General features: G+C 70.6%; 15 protein-coding genes. 9 read left to right on the top strand and 6 right to left on the bottom strand.

Translation table 11 applies throughout. From position 1 onward, the window contains the following. Positions 1–23 precede the first annotated feature (23 nt). From WMF12_RS43180 to WMF12_RS43190, 3 genes are read right to left on the bottom strand one after another with little or no spacing between them, the layout of a single operon-like run. Complete coding sequence (locus tag WMF12_RS43180) at positions 24–2,198, bottom strand: transglutaminaseTgpA domain-containing protein (protein WP_437854537.1); 2,175 nt, start codon at positions 2,196–2,198, stop codon at positions 24–26. Further along, on the bottom strand, positions 2,195–3,415 hold the full coding sequence (locus WMF12_RS43185) for a DUF58 domain-containing protein (protein ID WP_437742541.1): 1,221 nt from the start codon (positions 3,413–3,415) through the stop codon (positions 2,195–2,197). The genes WMF12_RS43180 and WMF12_RS43185 overlap by 4 nt, the downstream gene beginning before the upstream one ends. Positions 3,416–3,425: 10 nt before the next feature. Beyond that, positions 3,426–4,391, bottom strand: a complete 966-nt coding sequence (locus WMF12_RS43190; RefSeq protein ID WP_044967114.1) for an AAA family ATPase — start codon at positions 4,389–4,391, stop codon at positions 3,426–3,428. A 478-nt stretch (positions 4,392–4,869) separates the two neighbouring features. Between WMF12_RS43190 and WMF12_RS43195 the strand changes: the two genes are divergently transcribed. From WMF12_RS43195 to WMF12_RS43220, 6 genes are all read left to right on the top strand, one after another. After that, positions 4,870–5,844 (top strand): decaprenyl-phosphate phosphoribosyltransferase, encoded by a 975-nt coding sequence (locus WMF12_RS43195; RefSeq protein ID WP_437742542.1) that lies wholly within the window; start codon positions 4,870–4,872, stop codon positions 5,842–5,844. Continuing rightward, the gene (locus WMF12_RS43200) at positions 5,844–6,584 is read left to right on the top strand and encodes a CPBP family glutamic-type intramembrane protease (protein WP_437854538.1); all 741 of its coding nucleotides are present in this window, start codon (positions 5,844–5,846) and stop codon (positions 6,582–6,584) included. Before WMF12_RS43195 ends, WMF12_RS43200 begins: the two co-directional genes overlap by 1 nt. A 101-nt stretch (positions 6,585–6,685) precedes the next feature. Next, positions 6,686–7,348, top strand: coding sequence for an NUDIX hydrolase (locus tag WMF12_RS43205; RefSeq protein ID WP_437854539.1), 663 nt, complete (start codon positions 6,686–6,688; stop codon positions 7,346–7,348). After that, positions 7,348–8,295, top strand: a complete 948-nt coding sequence (locus WMF12_RS43210; protein WP_437854540.1) for an NAD(+)/NADH kinase — start codon at positions 7,348–7,350, stop codon at positions 8,293–8,295. Before WMF12_RS43205 ends, WMF12_RS43210 begins: the two co-directional genes overlap by 1 nt. Before the next feature lie 310 nt (positions 8,296–8,605). Further along, positions 8,606–8,941: an HU family DNA-binding protein gene (locus tag WMF12_RS43215; RefSeq protein ID WP_012240887.1), complete on the top strand. Its 336-nt coding sequence runs from the start codon at positions 8,606–8,608 to the stop codon at positions 8,939–8,941. A 149-nt stretch (positions 8,942–9,090) separates the two neighbouring features. Continuing rightward, on the top strand, positions 9,091–10,527 hold the full coding sequence (locus WMF12_RS43220) for an ABC1 kinase family protein (RefSeq protein WP_437854542.1): 1,437 nt from the start codon (positions 9,091–9,093) through the stop codon (positions 10,525–10,527). 78 nt (positions 10,528–10,605) lie between these two features. On the opposite strand, the gene WMF12_RS43225 is transcribed toward WMF12_RS43220, so the two are convergent. Further along, positions 10,606–11,277 carry a hypothetical protein gene (locus WMF12_RS43225; RefSeq protein WP_437742547.1) on the bottom strand — a complete coding sequence of 224 codons (672 nt, stop codon included), beginning with the start codon at positions 11,275–11,277 and terminating at the stop codon, positions 10,606–10,608. Between the two features lie 76 nt (positions 11,278–11,353). Here WMF12_RS43225 and WMF12_RS43230 point away from each other — a divergent pair, with 76 nt between their 5' ends. Further along, on the top strand, positions 11,354–12,655 hold the full coding sequence (locus WMF12_RS43230; protein ID WP_437296081.1) for a citrate synthase: 1,302 nt from the start codon (positions 11,354–11,356) through the stop codon (positions 12,653–12,655). Positions 12,656–12,838: 183 nt separating this feature from the next. Here WMF12_RS43230 and WMF12_RS43235 read toward each other — a convergent pair whose 3' ends face one another. After that, positions 12,839–14,044 (bottom strand): protein kinase domain-containing protein, encoded by a 1,206-nt coding sequence (locus WMF12_RS43235; protein ID WP_437854543.1) that lies wholly within the window; start codon positions 14,042–14,044, stop codon positions 12,839–12,841. Positions 14,045–14,135: 91 nt separating this feature from the next. Beyond that, positions 14,136–14,357: a hypothetical protein gene (locus tag WMF12_RS43240; protein WP_437296083.1), complete on the bottom strand. Its 222-nt coding sequence runs from the start codon at positions 14,355–14,357 to the stop codon at positions 14,136–14,138. 157 nt (positions 14,358–14,514) lie between these two features. Here WMF12_RS43240 and WMF12_RS43245 point away from each other — a divergent pair, with 157 nt between their 5' ends. Both WMF12_RS43245 and WMF12_RS43250 read left to right on the top strand, forming a co-directional pair. Continuing rightward, entirely contained in the window at positions 14,515–15,615 is a 1,101-nt protein-coding gene (locus WMF12_RS43245; protein WP_437854544.1) for a hypothetical protein, read from the top strand. Positions 15,616–15,622: 7 nt separating this feature from the next. Beyond that, the gene (locus WMF12_RS43250; protein WP_437854545.1) at positions 15,623–16,717 is read left to right on the top strand and encodes a WD40/YVTN/BNR-like repeat-containing protein; all 1,095 of its coding nucleotides are present in this window, start codon (positions 15,623–15,625) and stop codon (positions 16,715–16,717) included. The last annotated feature ends 57 nt before the right edge of the window (positions 16,718–16,774 follow it).

A 16,774-nucleotide genomic window follows, 5' to 3' on the forward strand; every position in this document is an offset into this window, starting at 1 on the left:
GCCGCGCGTCTCCTCGGCCGCGATCAGGTCGACGCGGCGAGCCCGCTCTCGCTCGCAGAGCGCGCTCGCCGCTCCGCCCCGCGCAGCGCCTTGACCCGCCGCTCGAAGTCGCGGCTGTCGTCCTCCGAGAGCGTCGCCCCGCCGAAGCGGGCGCGCAGGTAGACCTGCGTGAGCGTCAGGATCTCGCGCGCCAGCGGGTGCTCCGCGAGCTCAAGCGCCTCGGCGTGGCGCAGCGGCGGCAGGCTGGGCGGGCGCGGCACGCCCTGGACGAGCATGGCGGCCTCCAGGCTCTCGTAGAGCGCCGTCGCCAGGATCGCGCTCGGGGTGCGCCCGGCGTCCGCGCGGCGCTCCTCGCGCCCGCGGCGCGTGCGGCGGAAGCGCCAGTAGAGCACGCCGCCGCCCAGCGCGAGCGCGACGGCGGCGACGGCGAGGATCCGCGGGCGCGACAGCGAGAGGTCGCCGCTCGATCCGGACCTCCGGTAGCGCGACGTCAGCGTCTGGAGCAGGCCCACCTGCTGGTTCAGGTCGTAGCCGACGACGTGCCTGTCCCAGCGCTGGCTCGTCGCCTCGATGAAATCGCGGAGGTACGCCCAGGCCCCGACCAGCTCGCTCTTCGGCGCCGCGTCGGCCGGCGGCGTCGGGTCGAACGTCATCCACCCCTCGCCGTCGAGGTACACCTCGACCCACGAGTGGGCGTCGCCCTGGCGCACCGCATAGAACCGGCCGAAGCGGTTGTAGGTGCCGCCGACGAAGCCGGTCACGTTGCGCGTCGGGACGTCCACCGCGCGCAGCAGGATGGCCATCGCGGTCGAGTAGAACTCGCAGTGCCCGCGCTTCGACTCGAACAGGAAATGATCGAGCGGCTGCGGGTCCGCGCCCGACGGCGACGCAAGGTCGTACCGGTACTCCGTGCGCAGGTGCTCCTGGATCGCCCGCGCCCGATCGGCCGGACGATCCACGCCTTGCGTCCACTGTTGCGCGAGATCGACGACGCGCGACGGCAGATCCCTCGGGAGCTCCAGGTAGCGCCTCCGCTCGGCGCCGGGGAGGCGCTGGAAGGTCGGCGCCCGCTTCCGCGACAGGAAGATGTCGTAGACCAGCCCGCGATCGTCCGTGGGCTGGTACCTGAGCTCCCCCTCCGGCCCGCGGTAGGCCATCGTGCCTGCGTCGACCCCGAGCTGCCCGCGGTGCTTGAGCCGGAGCCCCGTCGCGTTCGGCGGGAGGAAGATCACGGGCGGATCGATGGGCTCGAGATCGATGCGCATCACCGGGTCGACCGCCGGGTCCGGGTACCGCTCGATCGGCACGAGCCCCCCGTCGCTCTCCGCGGGGCGCTTGAACGTCTCGCTCTGGGTCCAGGTGCGGCCGTCGTACGCGTCGAGCGCGGTGCCGCGCAGGTGCATGGTGAGGCGCGGGGGCGGCGGCTCCGGGAGCTCGGGGATCTCGACCCGCATCGCCAGCTTGGGGTCGCTGCGCAGCACGCCGACCGCGCCGAGGTCGACCTTGCCCGAGAAGCCGATCATCCGCCCGGTGTGGCCGCGGTTGAGCAGGAGCAGCGAGAGGCCGACGCGCGGGAAGATCACGAACAGGAGCGCGGTGAAGGCGAAGATCGGGACCGAGAGCAGGCAGGTGACGGCCAGGAACGAGCGCCCGACGACCCGCCTCGAGCGCAGGATGCGCGGCACGTCCACGGGCAGCCCCGTCCGGTCGCGCGCCCCCTGCCGGTAGTTGCCCTCGACCTCGCGCCGCAGGTGGCTGAGCACGAGCGCGCCCGGCGCGACGACGAGCACCCCCAGGAAGCACAGCCCGTAGCCCATGCCGCCGCCGAGGACGGTCCCGGCGATGAGGTGCAGCAGCGCGAGCACGATGACCTGCTGGTCGTGCGCCGCCCCTTTGCGCGTCGCGAGCCGGATGATCTGCAGCGCGGCGGCGAACTCCACGAGCACGTCGAGCACGCTCGCGTCGGTGGCGACGATGCGGACCACCTGGACGGCGATGACGGCCAGCAGGATGCCCGTGTCGAGGTGGCGGAGCGCCGGGTGCCGCTGCCACGACTCGCGCACGACGAGCGCGAGCCCGAGGCAGATGAGGATCGCCCAGCTCACGTAGCGGTTGAACTGCCCGCTCGCGACGAGGGCGATGACGCCGAGCGCCGCGAGCGCGTCGGTCATGACCCGGTGCACCATCCCGAACCTCACGACGCGCTCCTCGGCGCGCCGGCGCGGCGCTCACCGCTGCTCGGGCTCGGGCTCGATCCCTGGCGCAGCGGCGCGCGGGCGTTGCGCTCGGGCGCCCGGCCGTCGTCGACCGCATCGAGCAGCGCCAGGAAGCGGAGGATCGCGTCGGAGCCGATGTTGCGATCGCCGCGCACCCGCTCGCCCAACGTCGTCGCGACGACCACGGCGTCGCCGCGCTTGACGTGGGCGACGGCGCGCGACGCCGCCTCGCGGATCCTGCGCTCGAAGGTCGGCGCGAACGCGTCGCCCTCCCCGGCGGGGCGCACCGTGTCGACGACGATCTGCACGTCCGGTCGCGTCTCGCGGGTGCGCTCGCGCAGCACCAGCTGGTCGCGCATCGTGCTCTTCTTCCAGTAGATGTCGCGCGGATCGTCCCCCTCGCGCATCGGCCGGAGGCCGAACGTCTCGTCGCCGCCCCCGCGCCCGCTGAGGCTCGCGCCGCCCTCGCGCCGGCCCGCGTCCTCGACGGGGAGCCGGACCGGATCGACCGCGGGGTAGATGATGAGGTCGCCCTCGGCCTCGACCTCCCGCGATTTCTCGAACAGCCCGAAGGGAAAGCGGGTCGCGATGCGGAACCCGGTGTGCCGGTCGCGGCCGCGCCTCGCCGGCGTCCGCCGGTACGCGGCCACCTGCGCGCTGGAGGGGCTGATCTTCAGGAAGAAGCAGCGCTTGTCGGCCGGCTGGCCGGCGCGCAGATCCTCGACCTCGATCGCGTACGACGGCACGCGCTTCTTGTGGTTGTAGACCTCGATCTCGACGAGGTGAGCCCGGCCCACCTGGGCGCGGGCCGGGAGCCGCCGGGTCACCGTGAGGTGCTGCAGCGACAGATCGCTCATCACGCCGGAGACGACGATCAGCGACAGCAGCATCCCGAGCAGCAGGTAGAGGAGGTTGTTGCCCGTGTTGATCGCCGCGAAGCCGACGCCCAGCGTGATTCCGAGGTAGTACTTTCCTTCCCGGGTGAACTTGAGCTTCCGGGGCGGCCTCAGGAAGAGCAGGACCCTCGTCCACAACGACGCCTTGTCCCCGCGCGGGGGCAGCAGCGGGCGCTGCTCGACAAGCGGCCTGTCGCGCCTCGGCTTGCTCGGCCGGACGGCGCTCCGCGCCGCTGCGCCGGCGCGCTCTGCGCCGCGGGAGCTGCCGCTGAGAGATCCCCGCTCCCTGTCCTCTGCGCCCATCGCCCACCCCTCAGAGGGGGACCGGCACCCGCGCCACGAGGTCGCGCACCGCCGCCTCGCACTCGTCGCGGGTCGGCATGTAGCCCTCCGCGTGGGCCGAGAGCCGGACCCGGTGCGCCAGCACGGCCACCGCAAGGTTGTGGATGTCGTCCGCGATACAGTACGAGCGTCCGTAGAGGACCGCGCGCCCCCGGGCCGCGCGCGCCAGGTTCATGCCGGCGCGCGGCGATGCGCCCAGCGAGAGGGTCGGGCTCGACCGCGTGGCCGTGAGCACCGCCTGCAGGTAGGTCGCGAGCGACGAGTCGAGCTCGACGCGATCGACCTCGCGCTGCAGGGCGACGAGCTGGGCCGGATCGATGATCTGCGGCACGTTCCGCGCCCGGTCGGGCTCGCCGCCCTGGAGGAGCAGCCGCATCTCCACCTGCGGCGGCGGGTACCCGATCCGGATCCGCACCATGAACCGGTCGAGCTGCGACTCCGGCAGCGGGAACGTGCCCGCGAAATCCTGCGGGTTCTGGGTCGCGAGCACGAAGAAGGGGTACGGCAGCGGCGTCGCCGTCCCCTCGATGGACACCTGCCCCTCGTTCATCGCCTCGAGCAGCGCCGACTGCGTCCGGGGGCTCGCCCGGTTGATCTCGTCGGCGAGCAGCACGTTCGCGAAGATCGGCCCCTGCCGGAAGACGAACTGCCCGAGCCGCTGGTCGAAGACGCTGACCCCGAGCACGTCGCTCGGCAGGAGATCGCTGGTGAACTGAACGCGACGGAGCTCGCCCCCCACGGCCTTGGCCAGCGCTCGGGCCAGCGTCGTCTTGCCGACGCCGGGGACGTCCTCGATGAGGACATGGCCCCGGGCGAGCAGCGCGATGAGCGCCAGCTCGACCGCCTCTGGCTTCCCTTCGAGGGCCTGCTCCACGGCAGAGCGAAGCTTCAGGAGAAGAGGCGAAGCTTCACGCGCGACCGAGAGCGCTGATGTCATCGGGGGCGATGGTAGCACGAGGTCACGGCGCGCCTGCGGGGATGCGCATTTTGCGTTCCACGAGCCGGGCTGGCGGGTGCGAACCCAGATTCGCGACCTCACCGCGAGGCCGCCGGACCGGGTGCGCTGCGCCACGTTCTTCCCGGTTCGTGGCCTGGAGGGGTGGAGGGGCTTCGGCGCTGCCGCTGGCGCTCGGTTTCGTCGGTCCCGGGCGCCAGCGCCCCCTGTGCTTTTAACTTGCCGCGGAATGGCCGGGACCAGGGCGCCCGAGTATGCTCCGCGCGCCGTGACCGCCTCGGGGCCCCTTTTTCGCAACAGTGCCGCAGGCTTCCCTGATCAGGAGGCGCCCGGCGCCGAGGCTCGCCCGGATGCGGGCGCGCCGGACGCGCCGGCGCCTGCCGAGCAGGGCGGCTCGCCCGCTTCGGTGAGCTCCGTCCCCGCCGGCAAGCCTCCGTCGTCGCCTCCGCGGAGCGCCGGCGTGCCGAGCTCCCGTCCGCCGGAGAGCGGGCCCCCCTCGGGCGGCTTGATAGCGCAGCCGCCTCTGTTGCCCGACTCGCCGAAGGGGACGCTGCTCTGGCGTGTGCGCGGGATGGTCCGCGCGATGCGGCCCCACCAGTGGGTGAAGAACCTCTTCGTCCTCGCCCCCGTGGTGTTCGCCAAGCACCTGACCCACCCCTCGATCATCACGAGCGCGATCGGGGCCTTCGCGATCTTCTGCCTGCTCGCCGGCGCCGTCTACATCCTGAACGACATCGTCGACGTCGAGGCCGATCGGGTCCACCCGGTCAAGCGCTTCCGGCCGATCGCCTCGGGCCGCGTGCCGATCCCGGTCGCCAAGGCGATGGCGGTCGGCCTCGCGGTCATCGCGCTCGGCGCGAGCCTGCTCGGCCCGCCGCTCTTCGCGGTCGTCGCCGCCAGCTACTACGTCCTCAACGTCGCCTACTCGTTCCGGCTCAAGAAGATCGCCTACCTCGACGTCGGCTGCATCGCGATCTTCTTCGTGCTGCGCGTGCTCGCAGGCGGCTTCGCGACGAGGACGCCGCTCTCCGGCTTCATGATCGCCTGCACCGCGCTGCTCGCGCTCTTCCTCGGCTTCGGCAAGCGCCGCCACGAGCTCGCCTCGGCCAACGCCTCGAAGCAGCGCGCGGCGCTCGACGGCTACTCGCCTTCCGCCCTGACGGCGGCGCTCGCCGTGACGGGCCTCGCCACCTTCGCCACCTACCTGGCGTACACGCTCGACCACGACACGCAGCGGTTCTTCCAGAACCCGTACCTCTGGCTCACGGCGATCCACCCGCTCTTCGGCGGGATCCGGTTTCTCCAGCTCGTGGCCGGCAGCGCGAGGTCGGAGAGCCCCACCCAGGAGATCCTCCGGGACACGCCCTTCGTGCTGAACGTCGTCATGTGGTCGGCCGAGGTGCTGGTGATCGTGTACCGCCTGAGGCCGTCCTGATGCTCGGCGCCGGACCGGAGCTCGCCCGGCCGGGGGCGGCCCCTGCCGGCGACAAGCCCACCGCGAAGAGCGATGCGCTGACCGATCTCGCGCTGACGATGCCGATCTTCGTCCTGTATCACCTCGGCGTCGCCTTCCTCCCCATCCGCAACGCGGCGGATCCGGTCACCGCCGAGCTCCGCGCGCTGGCCAAGCACAGCCTCCCGCTCTACGCGGGCCTCACCGTCGCCGTCGGGGCCGCGTTCGTCCTCGTCCTTTCCATCCTCGGCCGCGGCCACGCCCTCCAGACGAGGCGCTTCGCGCTGCTCGCCGCCGAGGGCGCGCTCTACGCCATCCTGATGCGCTTCGCCGGCTCCTATGTGGTCGGCTCCCTCCGGCTCGGGCCGCCCGCCCCGTCGAACGACATCTTCACCGGGGTCGTGATGTCGCTCGGCGCGGGCTTCTACGAGGAGATCGCCTTCCGCGCCGGCCTCTACGGGCTGGGCGCGCTCGGGATCAAGTTCTTCTTCGGCAGGGGGGTCCAGGGGGTGGTGCTGATGGTCGGCTGGGCGGTCGTGGCCGCCGCCGTCTTCTCCGGCTGGCACTATGTCGGGTCGCTGGGCGATCCCTGGAACCTCCCCTCCTTCGTGTTCCGCATGGTGTGCGGGCTCGTTCTCACGGCGATCTACGTCTTCCGCGGCTTCGCGCCGGCCGTCTGGACCCACGCGCTCTACGACGTCTGGGTCCTCGTGCTCCGCTGAGCCCGAGGCCCCCCGGGCGCGGGGGCGAGGTCGCGCCGGGCGCGGGGACGAGGCGCATCGCGATCGGCGGCCGTTTGGCGCTATGCTTTGCGCCTCGACGCATGCGGCTACCTCCCTTCCCGAAGCTCGCTCTCAAGCTGGTCCGGACGGTCCCCTCGCTGGACGGCCCTGGTTTCCTCAACGTGCGACGCCAGGTGTTCCGCGTCGAGTTCCCGGACGGCTCGCTGAGCGACCCGTTCACCTACGACAGCGTCGATCGCGGGCGCCTCGACGCGGTGGTGATCGCCCCGCACTACCGCGGCGCGGACGGGCGCCGTCACGTCTTCCTCCGCTCGGCGTTCCGGCCTCCGGCCGCGACCCGCCCGCCCGAGGCGTGGCCCATCCCGGAGGCGCCGACGCTCGGCGCGATCTGGGAGCTGCCCGCCGGGCTCGTCGAGCTCGACGAGCGGAGCCCGGAGGGCCTGCAGCGCTCCGCCGCGCGCGAGCTGCTTGAGGAGGTCGGCTTCGACGTGCCTCCGTCGGACCTCCACCCGCTCGGCCCGTCGACGTTCCCGGCGCCGGGCATGGTGGGCGAGCGGCACTTCTTCTTTCATGTCGAGGTCGACCCGGCTCGCCAGGGGACGCCGCTCGAGGACGGCTCTCCCCTCGAGCGGTTCGCGGCCATCGCGGCGGTCCCGCTCGACGAGGCGATCGAGCTCACCCGGCGCGGCGTGATCGAGGACGCGAAGACGGAGGTGGCGCTCCGGCGCCTCGCGGAGCTCTGATGGCGGAACGATCCCCCGCGCCCGCGCCGCGGCGTCCGCCCCGCGTCGCGCTCGTCGTGAAGCGCTCCGCCTGGAAGATTTACCGCGAGGAGCGGAAGGATCCGCGCATCACGCGGCTCATCGAGGCCGGCGACTCCGCGGTCGCGCGCCTCAAGGCGTCGCACGATGCGCACGAGCAGACCGTGCGCGAGGTCAAGGCGGCGCTCGACGACCTCGGGGTCCAGATCGATGTCGTCGCCAGCGCGGCGCAGTCCTTCGACGCGGGCGAGCTCGACCTCGTGATCACGGTCGGCGGCGACGGGACGCTCCTCAGCGCGTCCCACAACGTCGGCGACGTGCCGATCCTCGGCATCAACAGCGCGCCGGGCCACTCCGTCGGCTTCTTCTGCGGCGCGACGAGCGGCGACGCGGCCGACGCGATCGCGGGGGCGCTGAGCGGCTCGCTCCGCAGCACCGTGCTCACCCGCATGCAGGTCACGGTGAACGACAAGCTCGCCACGGGGCGCGTCCTGAACGACGCGCTCTTCTGCCACATCTCCCCCGCGGCAACGTCGCGTTACGTGCTCCGGCTCGGCCGGGCCGAGGAGGAGCAGAAGTCGAGCGGCTTCTGGATCGGTCCTGCGGCCGGGTCCACGGCCGCGCAGCGCTCCGCGGGCGGGCGCGTCCTGCCGCTCACGTCGAAGCGGCTCCAGCTCGTCGTCCGCGAGCCCTACACCCCCCACGGCGAGGAGTACCGCCTCCGTCACGCCTTGATCCAGCCGGGCGCCTCGCTCGTCGTGCGCAGCAAGACGCACGACGCGAAGCTCTTCTTCGACGGGCCGATCCACTCGGTCAGCGTCGGCTTCGGCGACGTCATCGAGTTCACGCAGGCGCCCCAGTCGCTGACGATCCTGGGCCTCTCCGCCAAGCGGAAGTGGGGCGCGGGCTCGGCGGTGAGCCGCCGCTAGGCCCGCCCGGGCGACCAGGATCGCCTTCAACGGAAGGGGTTCGGGTGATCTCCTACGGCGAGCGCCCGGCATGCGACCTCCCTCGCGGCGGGCGCGCGAGGCCTGAAGAAGGGTCGATTTGAGCTGTTTTCCCGCGGATTTGACGGCCCGTGCCAGGGCCCCCCGGCCGTCCTTCCGGCGGAGCGGCGCGCCCCCCGGGGCATGAAACCCCTTCTTTTGTAGCTCCGATCGACGATTCGACACTGGATCTGCGGCGGCCGTTGTGGTTCCTTTGGCCCGCAAGAGGGCACAAACCTCAGGAGGAATGAACATGGCGGCCAAGAAGGCGGATGGGAAGAAGAGCACGTCGCTCAGCAAGAGCGCGCTGATCAACGCGGTGGTCGAGGCCAACGAGAACGAGATCTCGCGCAAGCAGGTCAAGGCGATCCTCGAGTCGCTGACCGACATCGCGTACAAGGAGCTCAAGAAGAACGGCATCTTCACGATGCCCGGCTTCGCGAAGTTCCGCGTCGTCAAGAAGCCCGCGACGAAGGCGCGCGAGGGGATCAACCCCTTCACGAAGCAGCCGATGACGTTCGCGGCCAAGCCGGCCAGCAAGTCGGTCCGCGCCCGCCCCATCAAGGCGATCAAGGACTCGCTGTCCTGAGCCTGCCCGGCTCGCCGGAGGGCTCCGCTGCGCGGCGGAGGTCCGCGGCGGCCCCCTCGCCGGGATTCACCCATCGCCGGCGGGCGAGGGCGAGCACCGCTGGCCCCGCGCGGCCCCTGCGGTAGCATGGTGCGGCTGCTTTGCCGCACATGACGCTCGCCGTCCGACTCTTCCGCGCGCTGCTCGCGTTCTCGGTCATCCTGACGAGCTACCTCATTCAGCTGGGGCTCGTGCGGGTGTTCGCGAGGCGCCTCGGGCGCGGCTCGCCTGCAGGTGAGCCGCCTCGCTGGCTCGTCGCGCGCCGCGCCCGCGTCGATCAGAACAACGCCCGGCGCCTGCTGCGCGCCATGCTCCAGCTGCGGGGCGTCTTCATCAAGCTCGGCCAGGTGCTGTCCATCATGGGCGGCTTCTTGCCTCGTGCTTATGGCAAGGAGCTCGAGCAGCTCCAGGACCAGGTGCCGCCGCACCCGTTCAGCGATCTCGAGGCCGCGCTGCGCGCGAGCTTCGGCCGCTCTGCGGGCGAGCTGTTCGCGTCGATCGAGCGCGCGCCGCTCGCGGCCGCGTCGCTGGGGCAGGTCCACGTCGCGCGCCTCCGCGACGGCCGCAAGGTCGCGGTCAAGTTCCTCTACCCCGGCATCCGCGGGATCATCGCCGTCGACCTGCGCGTCCTGCGCCTCGCGATCCTCGTCTACAAGCGGTTCGTCCCGGTGGGGCACATCGAGCGGGTGCACGAGTCGCTGGTCGATCTGCTCCGCCGGGAGACCGACTACCTGCACGAGGCCGCGTGCATGGAGCGGATGGCGCAGAACTTCGAGGGCGACGCGGGCATCGCGTTCCCGGAGGTCATCCACGAGCTCACGACGCGCGACGTGCTCACGATGACCTTCATGGAAGGAATCAAGATCACCCGCCTCGACGCGCTCCGGAGCGCGGGCGTCGAGCCCTCGGACGTCGCGCTCAGGCTCGTGCAGGCCTTCTACAAGATGCTCTTCGCGGATCGCTTCTTCCACGCCGATCCGCACCCGGGGAATTTCCTTGTCGCCGCGCGGCGCGCGGAGGAGGGCGGCGGCTTTCGCCTCGTCGTCCTCGACTTCGGCGCGAGCTGCGAGGCCCGGGACGAGCTCATCGACGGGCTGCTCGACATCCTGAAGGGCATCTTCGCGCAGGACGACGCGGCGGTCGTGCGCGGCTTCCGGAGGATGGGCTTCGTCGCGCCCGGGGGCAACGACGCGCTCCTCGAGAGGACCGTGAAGACCTACTTCGCGAAGCTGCTCAAGATCCGGGATCGCACGCCGGCGGCGCTGATGCGCGCCCGCCCCGAGCAGCTGGAGCGGCTCGCGGACCCCGAGCTGGAGCGCGGTGAGCTCCAGGAGCTGATGCGGTCGTTCGAGTACCCGGAGGACTGGTTCTATGTCGAGCGCGCTTGCGTGCTCCTCTTCTGGCTGGCCGCCCAGATCGATCCCCACCTCGATACGATGGCGGCCGGCTTCCCGTACCTGATGCCGCTGATGGCGCAGCGCGAGGCCAAGGCCGGGTCCGGCTCCGACGGGTCGGACCCGGCGCCGCGCCGCTCGCCTGCGGATTGAGCCGAGGGCCATCACCCCGCTCAACACGCGTTTCGCGCGCGTTTCGCAGGTGTTTCATTTGCGCTCTTCCCCCGTGCGCTACGGTGTTGGGAGCGGGCTGAAGCGCGGGCCGGGGCGGGTGAGCCCGAGCTGCGCGAGGAAGGGCGCATAACTCGAGTCCCGATCAGCCATGATCTCCGCGAGCCTCATCTTGACTGCGGCGATCCCTGCCCCTTCAAGGCGTCGGTAATTGTCCTCGGCGGGGTCGACCGCAGGCTCGACGCCTGCCCCCGCGAGGACGGTCCCAGTATGGTTCAGCCCCTCTGGAATCGTTTGTACAAACGGATCTGGCGCGTGTCGGAGGAGACCGACGAGCCGGTGCGAGTTCGTCTCGTCCCCCGCCATCTCGGGGTGGAACGCGGCGAGCACCGGCGCGGGGCTGAGGCGCCGCCGCAGCTGTTCACCCAGGCGCGACGCGAAGCGCTCGAACTGGGGCGACGGAGCATGGATGCACGGGAAAACCAGGTGCACCACCGCGGAGTCGGCCTCCTCCATGACCGCCAGCGCCGTCTCCAGGACGGGCTCGCGATCGAGCAGGACGTAAAAGCGTCCGAATCCGGTTGCGGCGTCGCGCATGAACGGGCAGAGCCGGTAGCGAGCGACAACCTCGTCGGCGTAACGCCCGTGGACACGCCGCACCTCGGCCGCAAACCGAGGCGCCTCCGGGTGGTGGGCCAGCTCCCCCCGCACGACCGGCTCGCTCAAATGCATCACCTCATTTTCTCGGGGAAGCATTCTTCCCTCGGCCCGTGATAGCTTACGCCGCGCTGCGGCGGAAGGAGGAGGCGTGCAGGAGACCGCGAAGTTAACGCTGAAGAAGAACGGTGGGGAGCAGACGATCGAGTTGCCTGTGATCACGGGCACCGAGGGGGAGAAGGCGATCGACGTCGCGTCCCTTCGTTCGAAGACCGGGTACGTTTGCATCGACCCGGCCTTCGTCAATACGGCCTCGACCACGAGCTCCATCACGTTCCTCGATGGGGAGAAGGGCATCCTCCGCTACCGCGGCATCCCGATCGAGCAGCTCGGCGAGAAGTCGACCTTCGTGGAGACCTCGTACCTCCTGATCTACGGCAAGCTGCCGAGCAAGAGCGAGCTGTCCCGGTTCTCGACGCTGCTCACCCGGCACTCGCTGATCCACGAGGACATGAAGCGCTTCTTCGACGGCTACCCGTCGACGGCGCACCCCATGGCGATCCTGTCCGCGATGGTGCTCTCCCTGTCGAGCTACTACCCGGAAGCGATCGACGTGAAGAACACCGAGCACCTCGACATCACCATCGCGAGGCTGCTCTCCAAGGTGCGCACGATCGCGGCGTTCTCGTACAAGAAGTCGATCGGCCAGCCGTTCGTCTACCCGCACAACTCGCTCTCGTACTGTGCGAACTTCCTGAACATGATGTTCTCGGTCCCGGCGGAGCCGTACGAGATCGACGAGGACATCGTGAAGGTGCTGAACCTGCTCCTGATCCTGCACGCCGATCACGAGCAGAACTGCTCGACGTCGACGGTGCGCCTCGTCGGGAGCTCGAAGGCGAACCTCTTCGCCTCGGTCGCCGCTGGGATCTGCGCGCTCTGGGGCCCGCTCCACGGCGGCGCGAACCAGGAGGTCGTGACGATGCTCGAGGCGATCCGCGCGGACGGCGGCGACGTCTCGAAGTTCGTCAAGCTCGCGAAGGACAAGACCTCGAACTTCCGCCTGATGGGCTTCGGCCACCGCGTGTACAAGAACTACGATCCGCGCGCCGTCCTCATCAAGGCGGCGGCCGACAAGATCCTGGCGAAGCTCGGCATCAAGGATCCGCTGCTCGACATCGCGCAGCGCCTCGAGGAGACCGCGCTGAAGGATCCGTACTTCGTCGAGCGGAAGCTCTACCCGAACGTCGACTTCTACAGCGGCATCATCTACCGCGCGCTCGGCTTCCCCACGAACATGTTCACCGTCATGTTCGCGCTCGGGCGCCTCCCCGGCTGGATCGCCCACTGGAAGGAGATGAACGACGATCCGACCGGCAAGATCGGCCGTCCGCGGCAGATCTACACCGGCGAGAACGCCGTCGACTACACGCCGCTCGACGAGCGCGAGTGACCGCAGCGGGGCCCAGCGGCCCCGCCGGCACCTTCCACCGACGATCCCCTGCACCTCTGACGAGCGCGCCCTTGGCGGCGCGCTCGTGGCCCCTCAGCGGCTCAGCAACAGCACGACGCCGGAGTCGTCGACACCCTCCGCTCCACGTCGACGAGCGCGCCCTTGGCGGCGCGCTCGTGGCCCTCAGCGGCTGAACACCAGCAGGACGACGATCACCGCCACGATGACGCCCGTGACGAGCGAGGCGCCGCCGACGAGCAGGAGCAGCTTGCCCGTCGAGAGCTGCGAGAGCGACGCGCCAGCGCGGGAGGGCGCTGACGGGTTGTCGTCGAGCGTTCGCTCCGGTCGGCTCATCGAGTGCGAATGGCGAGGGGCCGCGGCCGGCTCCACCACGGTCGGCTGCGGGCGCGCGCTCGGCGAACCGCCGGCATGCAGCGGAGGCGCCGGCTGAGAGTTCGGCTGGCCGGCGCGGATCCGCCCCTCGATGACGGCCTGCGCGTACGGAGGCAGCGCGCCTGCGCGTACAGCGCGGACGTCCGCGCGCATGGTCTCGGCGTTCGGGTAGCGATGGAACTTGATGAACGCCAGCGAGCGATCGACAACGGCCGCGACGGCGGGCGAGATCCCGGGCGCGATCGAGGCGAGCGGCGGCGCGGCCTCGGTCGCGGCGGCGATGACCTCCATGGCCTCCGTCACCTCGCCGTGCACCTGTCGGCCCGCGAGCAGCCGGAACATCGTCGCTCCGAGCCCGAAGAGATCGGTGCGCCCGTCGATGTCGTGGATCAGCCCCGTCGCTTGCTCCGGCGCCATGTACGTCGCCGTGCCCATGATCATGCCCGTCTTTGTCGCGGTCTTCTCGGGCAGGCCGGTGAGCCCGTCGACGACGCGCGCGATGCCGAAGTCGAGCATGCGCACGCGCCCATCGTTGCCGAGGTGGATGTTCTCGGGCTTGAGATCGCGGTGCACGACGCCGCGCGCGTGCGCGATCGCCAGCGTCTCGAGCACCTGGTCCGCGAGCGCGAGCACCTCGCCGGCCGGCATCGTCCCGGTGCGCGCCATCCGATCGAAGAGCGTCTCTCCCTGGAGCGCCTCCATCGTCAGGTAGGCGAGGCCCTCCTGCGTCTCGCCGGAGCCGAGCACGCGCACCACGCCGGGAACCGCGTCCGCCCCGCCGAGCGTGTTGCCGATGAACCCCTCGCGCAGGAAGCGCTTCCGCACCTCCGTGATCGCGTTGAGCTCCGGGTGCAGCACCTTGAGCGCGACCTGAGAGCCGTCCGCCGCACGCCCGAGCAGCACGCTCCCCATGCCGCCGGTGCCAAGCACGCGCTCGATCCACCACGTCCCGGCGAACGTCTTGCCGACCCAGTGCTCCGCGTCGTCGTCGTACACGAGAGGCGCCCTCTTTCGACCAGCGGCCATCCGAGGAGAGAGATCTCAGCGGCGAAGCCACTGGTAGGCCGCTCCGCTGCGGGCGCGCAAGCTAATTGATGGAGGTCGTGCCGAAACGGGGGTCGTCGTCAAGCCGCTCGGCCGCTGCCTTGAGCCCGGAGGCGACGCCCCGGAACGCGTCCGCTGGCATGCGAAACGTCACGCCAGGGCCGATGAGTGTCACGTGCACGGTGCCACACCCGCACCGGGTGATGCGTGTCGCCTCGTTCGAGGCGAGCTCGGTGTGTGGACCGCATTTCTTGGGCGCCGCCATGGTTGAACCTCTCCCACATCCTAGCAGCACCGGCCAGCGCTCGGCCACGGCGCCCCGGAGCCCGACGGAACCATGCCCGCCGCCTGACACGAACGCCCTGAAATTGTGCAGCCGTGTATATCTCTCCTCATCGCGACGCGATTGCCCGGAGGGACTCATGGCTGTTCGATGCCTGACGCTTGGTTTGCTTCCTGTCGTGCTGGGGATCGTGGCCTGCGTTGACGGGGGCGGGGGCGTGACGCCCGCGCCGGTCGACGAGTCGCTGCTCGATGTGCCGCCGGTCGGCCAGGGCTTCCAGATGCAGACCGAGGAGACCGAGGTGCCGGCGGGGGTCGAGCAGCAGGACTGCTACTTCTTCAAGGTCAGCGAGCTCGCCGCGTCGAACGGGCTGGACCCGACCGCGCCCGTGAACCTCCACCGCGTGCAGATCGCGCAGCGCGACGGCTCGCACCACATGAACATCTTCCGCGTGAAGACCGTGAAGGGGCTGGGGCCGGAGGGCGGGCTCATCCAGAAGAACCAGAACGGGGTCGGGGAGTGCTTCAAGAGCCCCAACTGGGCCGACTGGCCGCTCATCGCGAACTCGCAGCAGAACGGCCAGGTCGACTGGGAGTTCCCCGAGGGCGTCGCGAACGTCCTCGCGCCCGACGAGTGGCTGATGCTGCAGACGCATTACGTGAATGCGACGTCGCAGAAGACCCCCGAGGCGGTCGGCCGCGTCCGGGTGAACTTCTGGGCGCTGCCCGCCGCCGAGGTCAAGGCCGAGATGGGCACCGTCTTCGCGACCAAGCAGTCGATCCGTGTCTGTCAGTCGAACCCGACGCCCACGTTCGAGGGCTCGTGCCAGATCAACAGCCCCTCTCCCGTGAAGATCATCGGCGCCAACGGCCATTTCCACAGCCGGGGCACGCGGTTCGATATGTATGCATGGGACGGCAAGACCATCGGCACGCCTCCGGCCTCGGATCGCTTCTACACATCGGACGCGTGGGACGACCCGCCGATGCTCATCTCGCCGGAGCTCGACAGGGAGCTCCCGACGAACGGCGGCGTCTGGTACGGATGCACCTACGAGTGGCAGCAGCCGGACCCGTCCGTGGGGTGCAAGGGCCTCGACGACTACGACGTGTCCAAGAACGGGACCGCCGCAGAGTCGCTCGATTGCTGCTACACGTTCGGGCCGATCGTCGAGAAGAACGAGCACTGCAACATCTTCGTCTATTACTATCCGAAGCAGACCGACGTGTTCTGCAACTGAGCCCTCCATGGCGGCGCGCCGGCAGGACCTCTCCAGGCGGGTCTTCTATCCCATGCGCACCTGCTTTCACTCCATGGCTCTGGCGACGCTCGGCGCGGTCGCCCTCGCCGGCTGCCCCGGCGACCCTGCGAGGCCGCCCGAGCAGGAGCCGCCGGCGTGGCGCGTGCTGCTCGACAAGGGCGATCTCGACCGCGCGGTCCTCTCGATCTGGGGGACGGCGCCCGACGACGTGTTCGCCGTCGGGGGGCCGCTCGGCAACACGGGCCTCCAGGCGCTCGCGCTGCACTACGACGGGGCGAGGTGGCGCGAGCTCCCGGCGGGCGGGGATACGACCTTCTGGTGGGTGGCCGGCTCCGGTCCGCAGGACGTCTGGATGGTCGGCGAGCGCGGTCGCGCCGCGCGGTGGGACGGCGCGACGTTCACCGAGCACGAGACGGGGACGGAGGCGACGCTGTGGGGCGTGATCGCGTTTTCACCCGACGATGCCTGGGCGGTCGGCGGCATGCCCGGCAGCGGCGCGGACGCGGAGAAAGACATCGTCCTCCGCTGGGATGGCAGCGCATGGTCGCGAGAGCCGCTGCCGGCGGCGACCGGCCGGGCGCTCTACAAGGTGTGGGGCGAATCGTCCGAGGATCTCTACGCCGTGGGCGAGTTCGGCGTGATCTGGCACCGCTCGGGCTCGACCTGGGAAGTGCAATCCGATCCGCCGATCGCGCAGGGCACCCTGTTCACGGCCGCCGGCTGCAGCCGTGAAGAGGTATACGCGGTCGGCGGGAGAGACGTGCTCCGCTCGGACGGCGCGTCGTGGCACAGGCTCGAGATAGAGCTCACCAACGACGTGAACGGCGTCGCCTGCGGCCGCCCGGGGGAGGTCGCGATCGTCGGTTATGGAGGGCTCAAGCAGCGCCTCGTCGACGGGGCCTGGATCGATGAGTTCACCGAGGAGCCCTACGCCGATCTCCACGCCGTCTGGGCCGACGGGGAAGGGGCCTTCTGGGCGGTCGGCGGGGACTTCCTTAGCCGGCCGACACCCGGCAGAGCCCGCAAGGGCGTGGTGGCGCGCTACGGAACAGGGCAAATCGCCGACACTGTGAGCCGCTGATCACCACGTCGCAGGTGTCCTCACCTGCCCGGACATGCCCTTCGTGTGGCATGGCGC

Source organism: Sorangium sp. So ce363 (genome assembly GCF_051520435.1).
Taxonomy (GTDB): domain Bacteria; phylum Myxococcota_A; class Polyangia; order Polyangiales; family Polyangiaceae; genus Sorangium; species Sorangium cellulosum_B.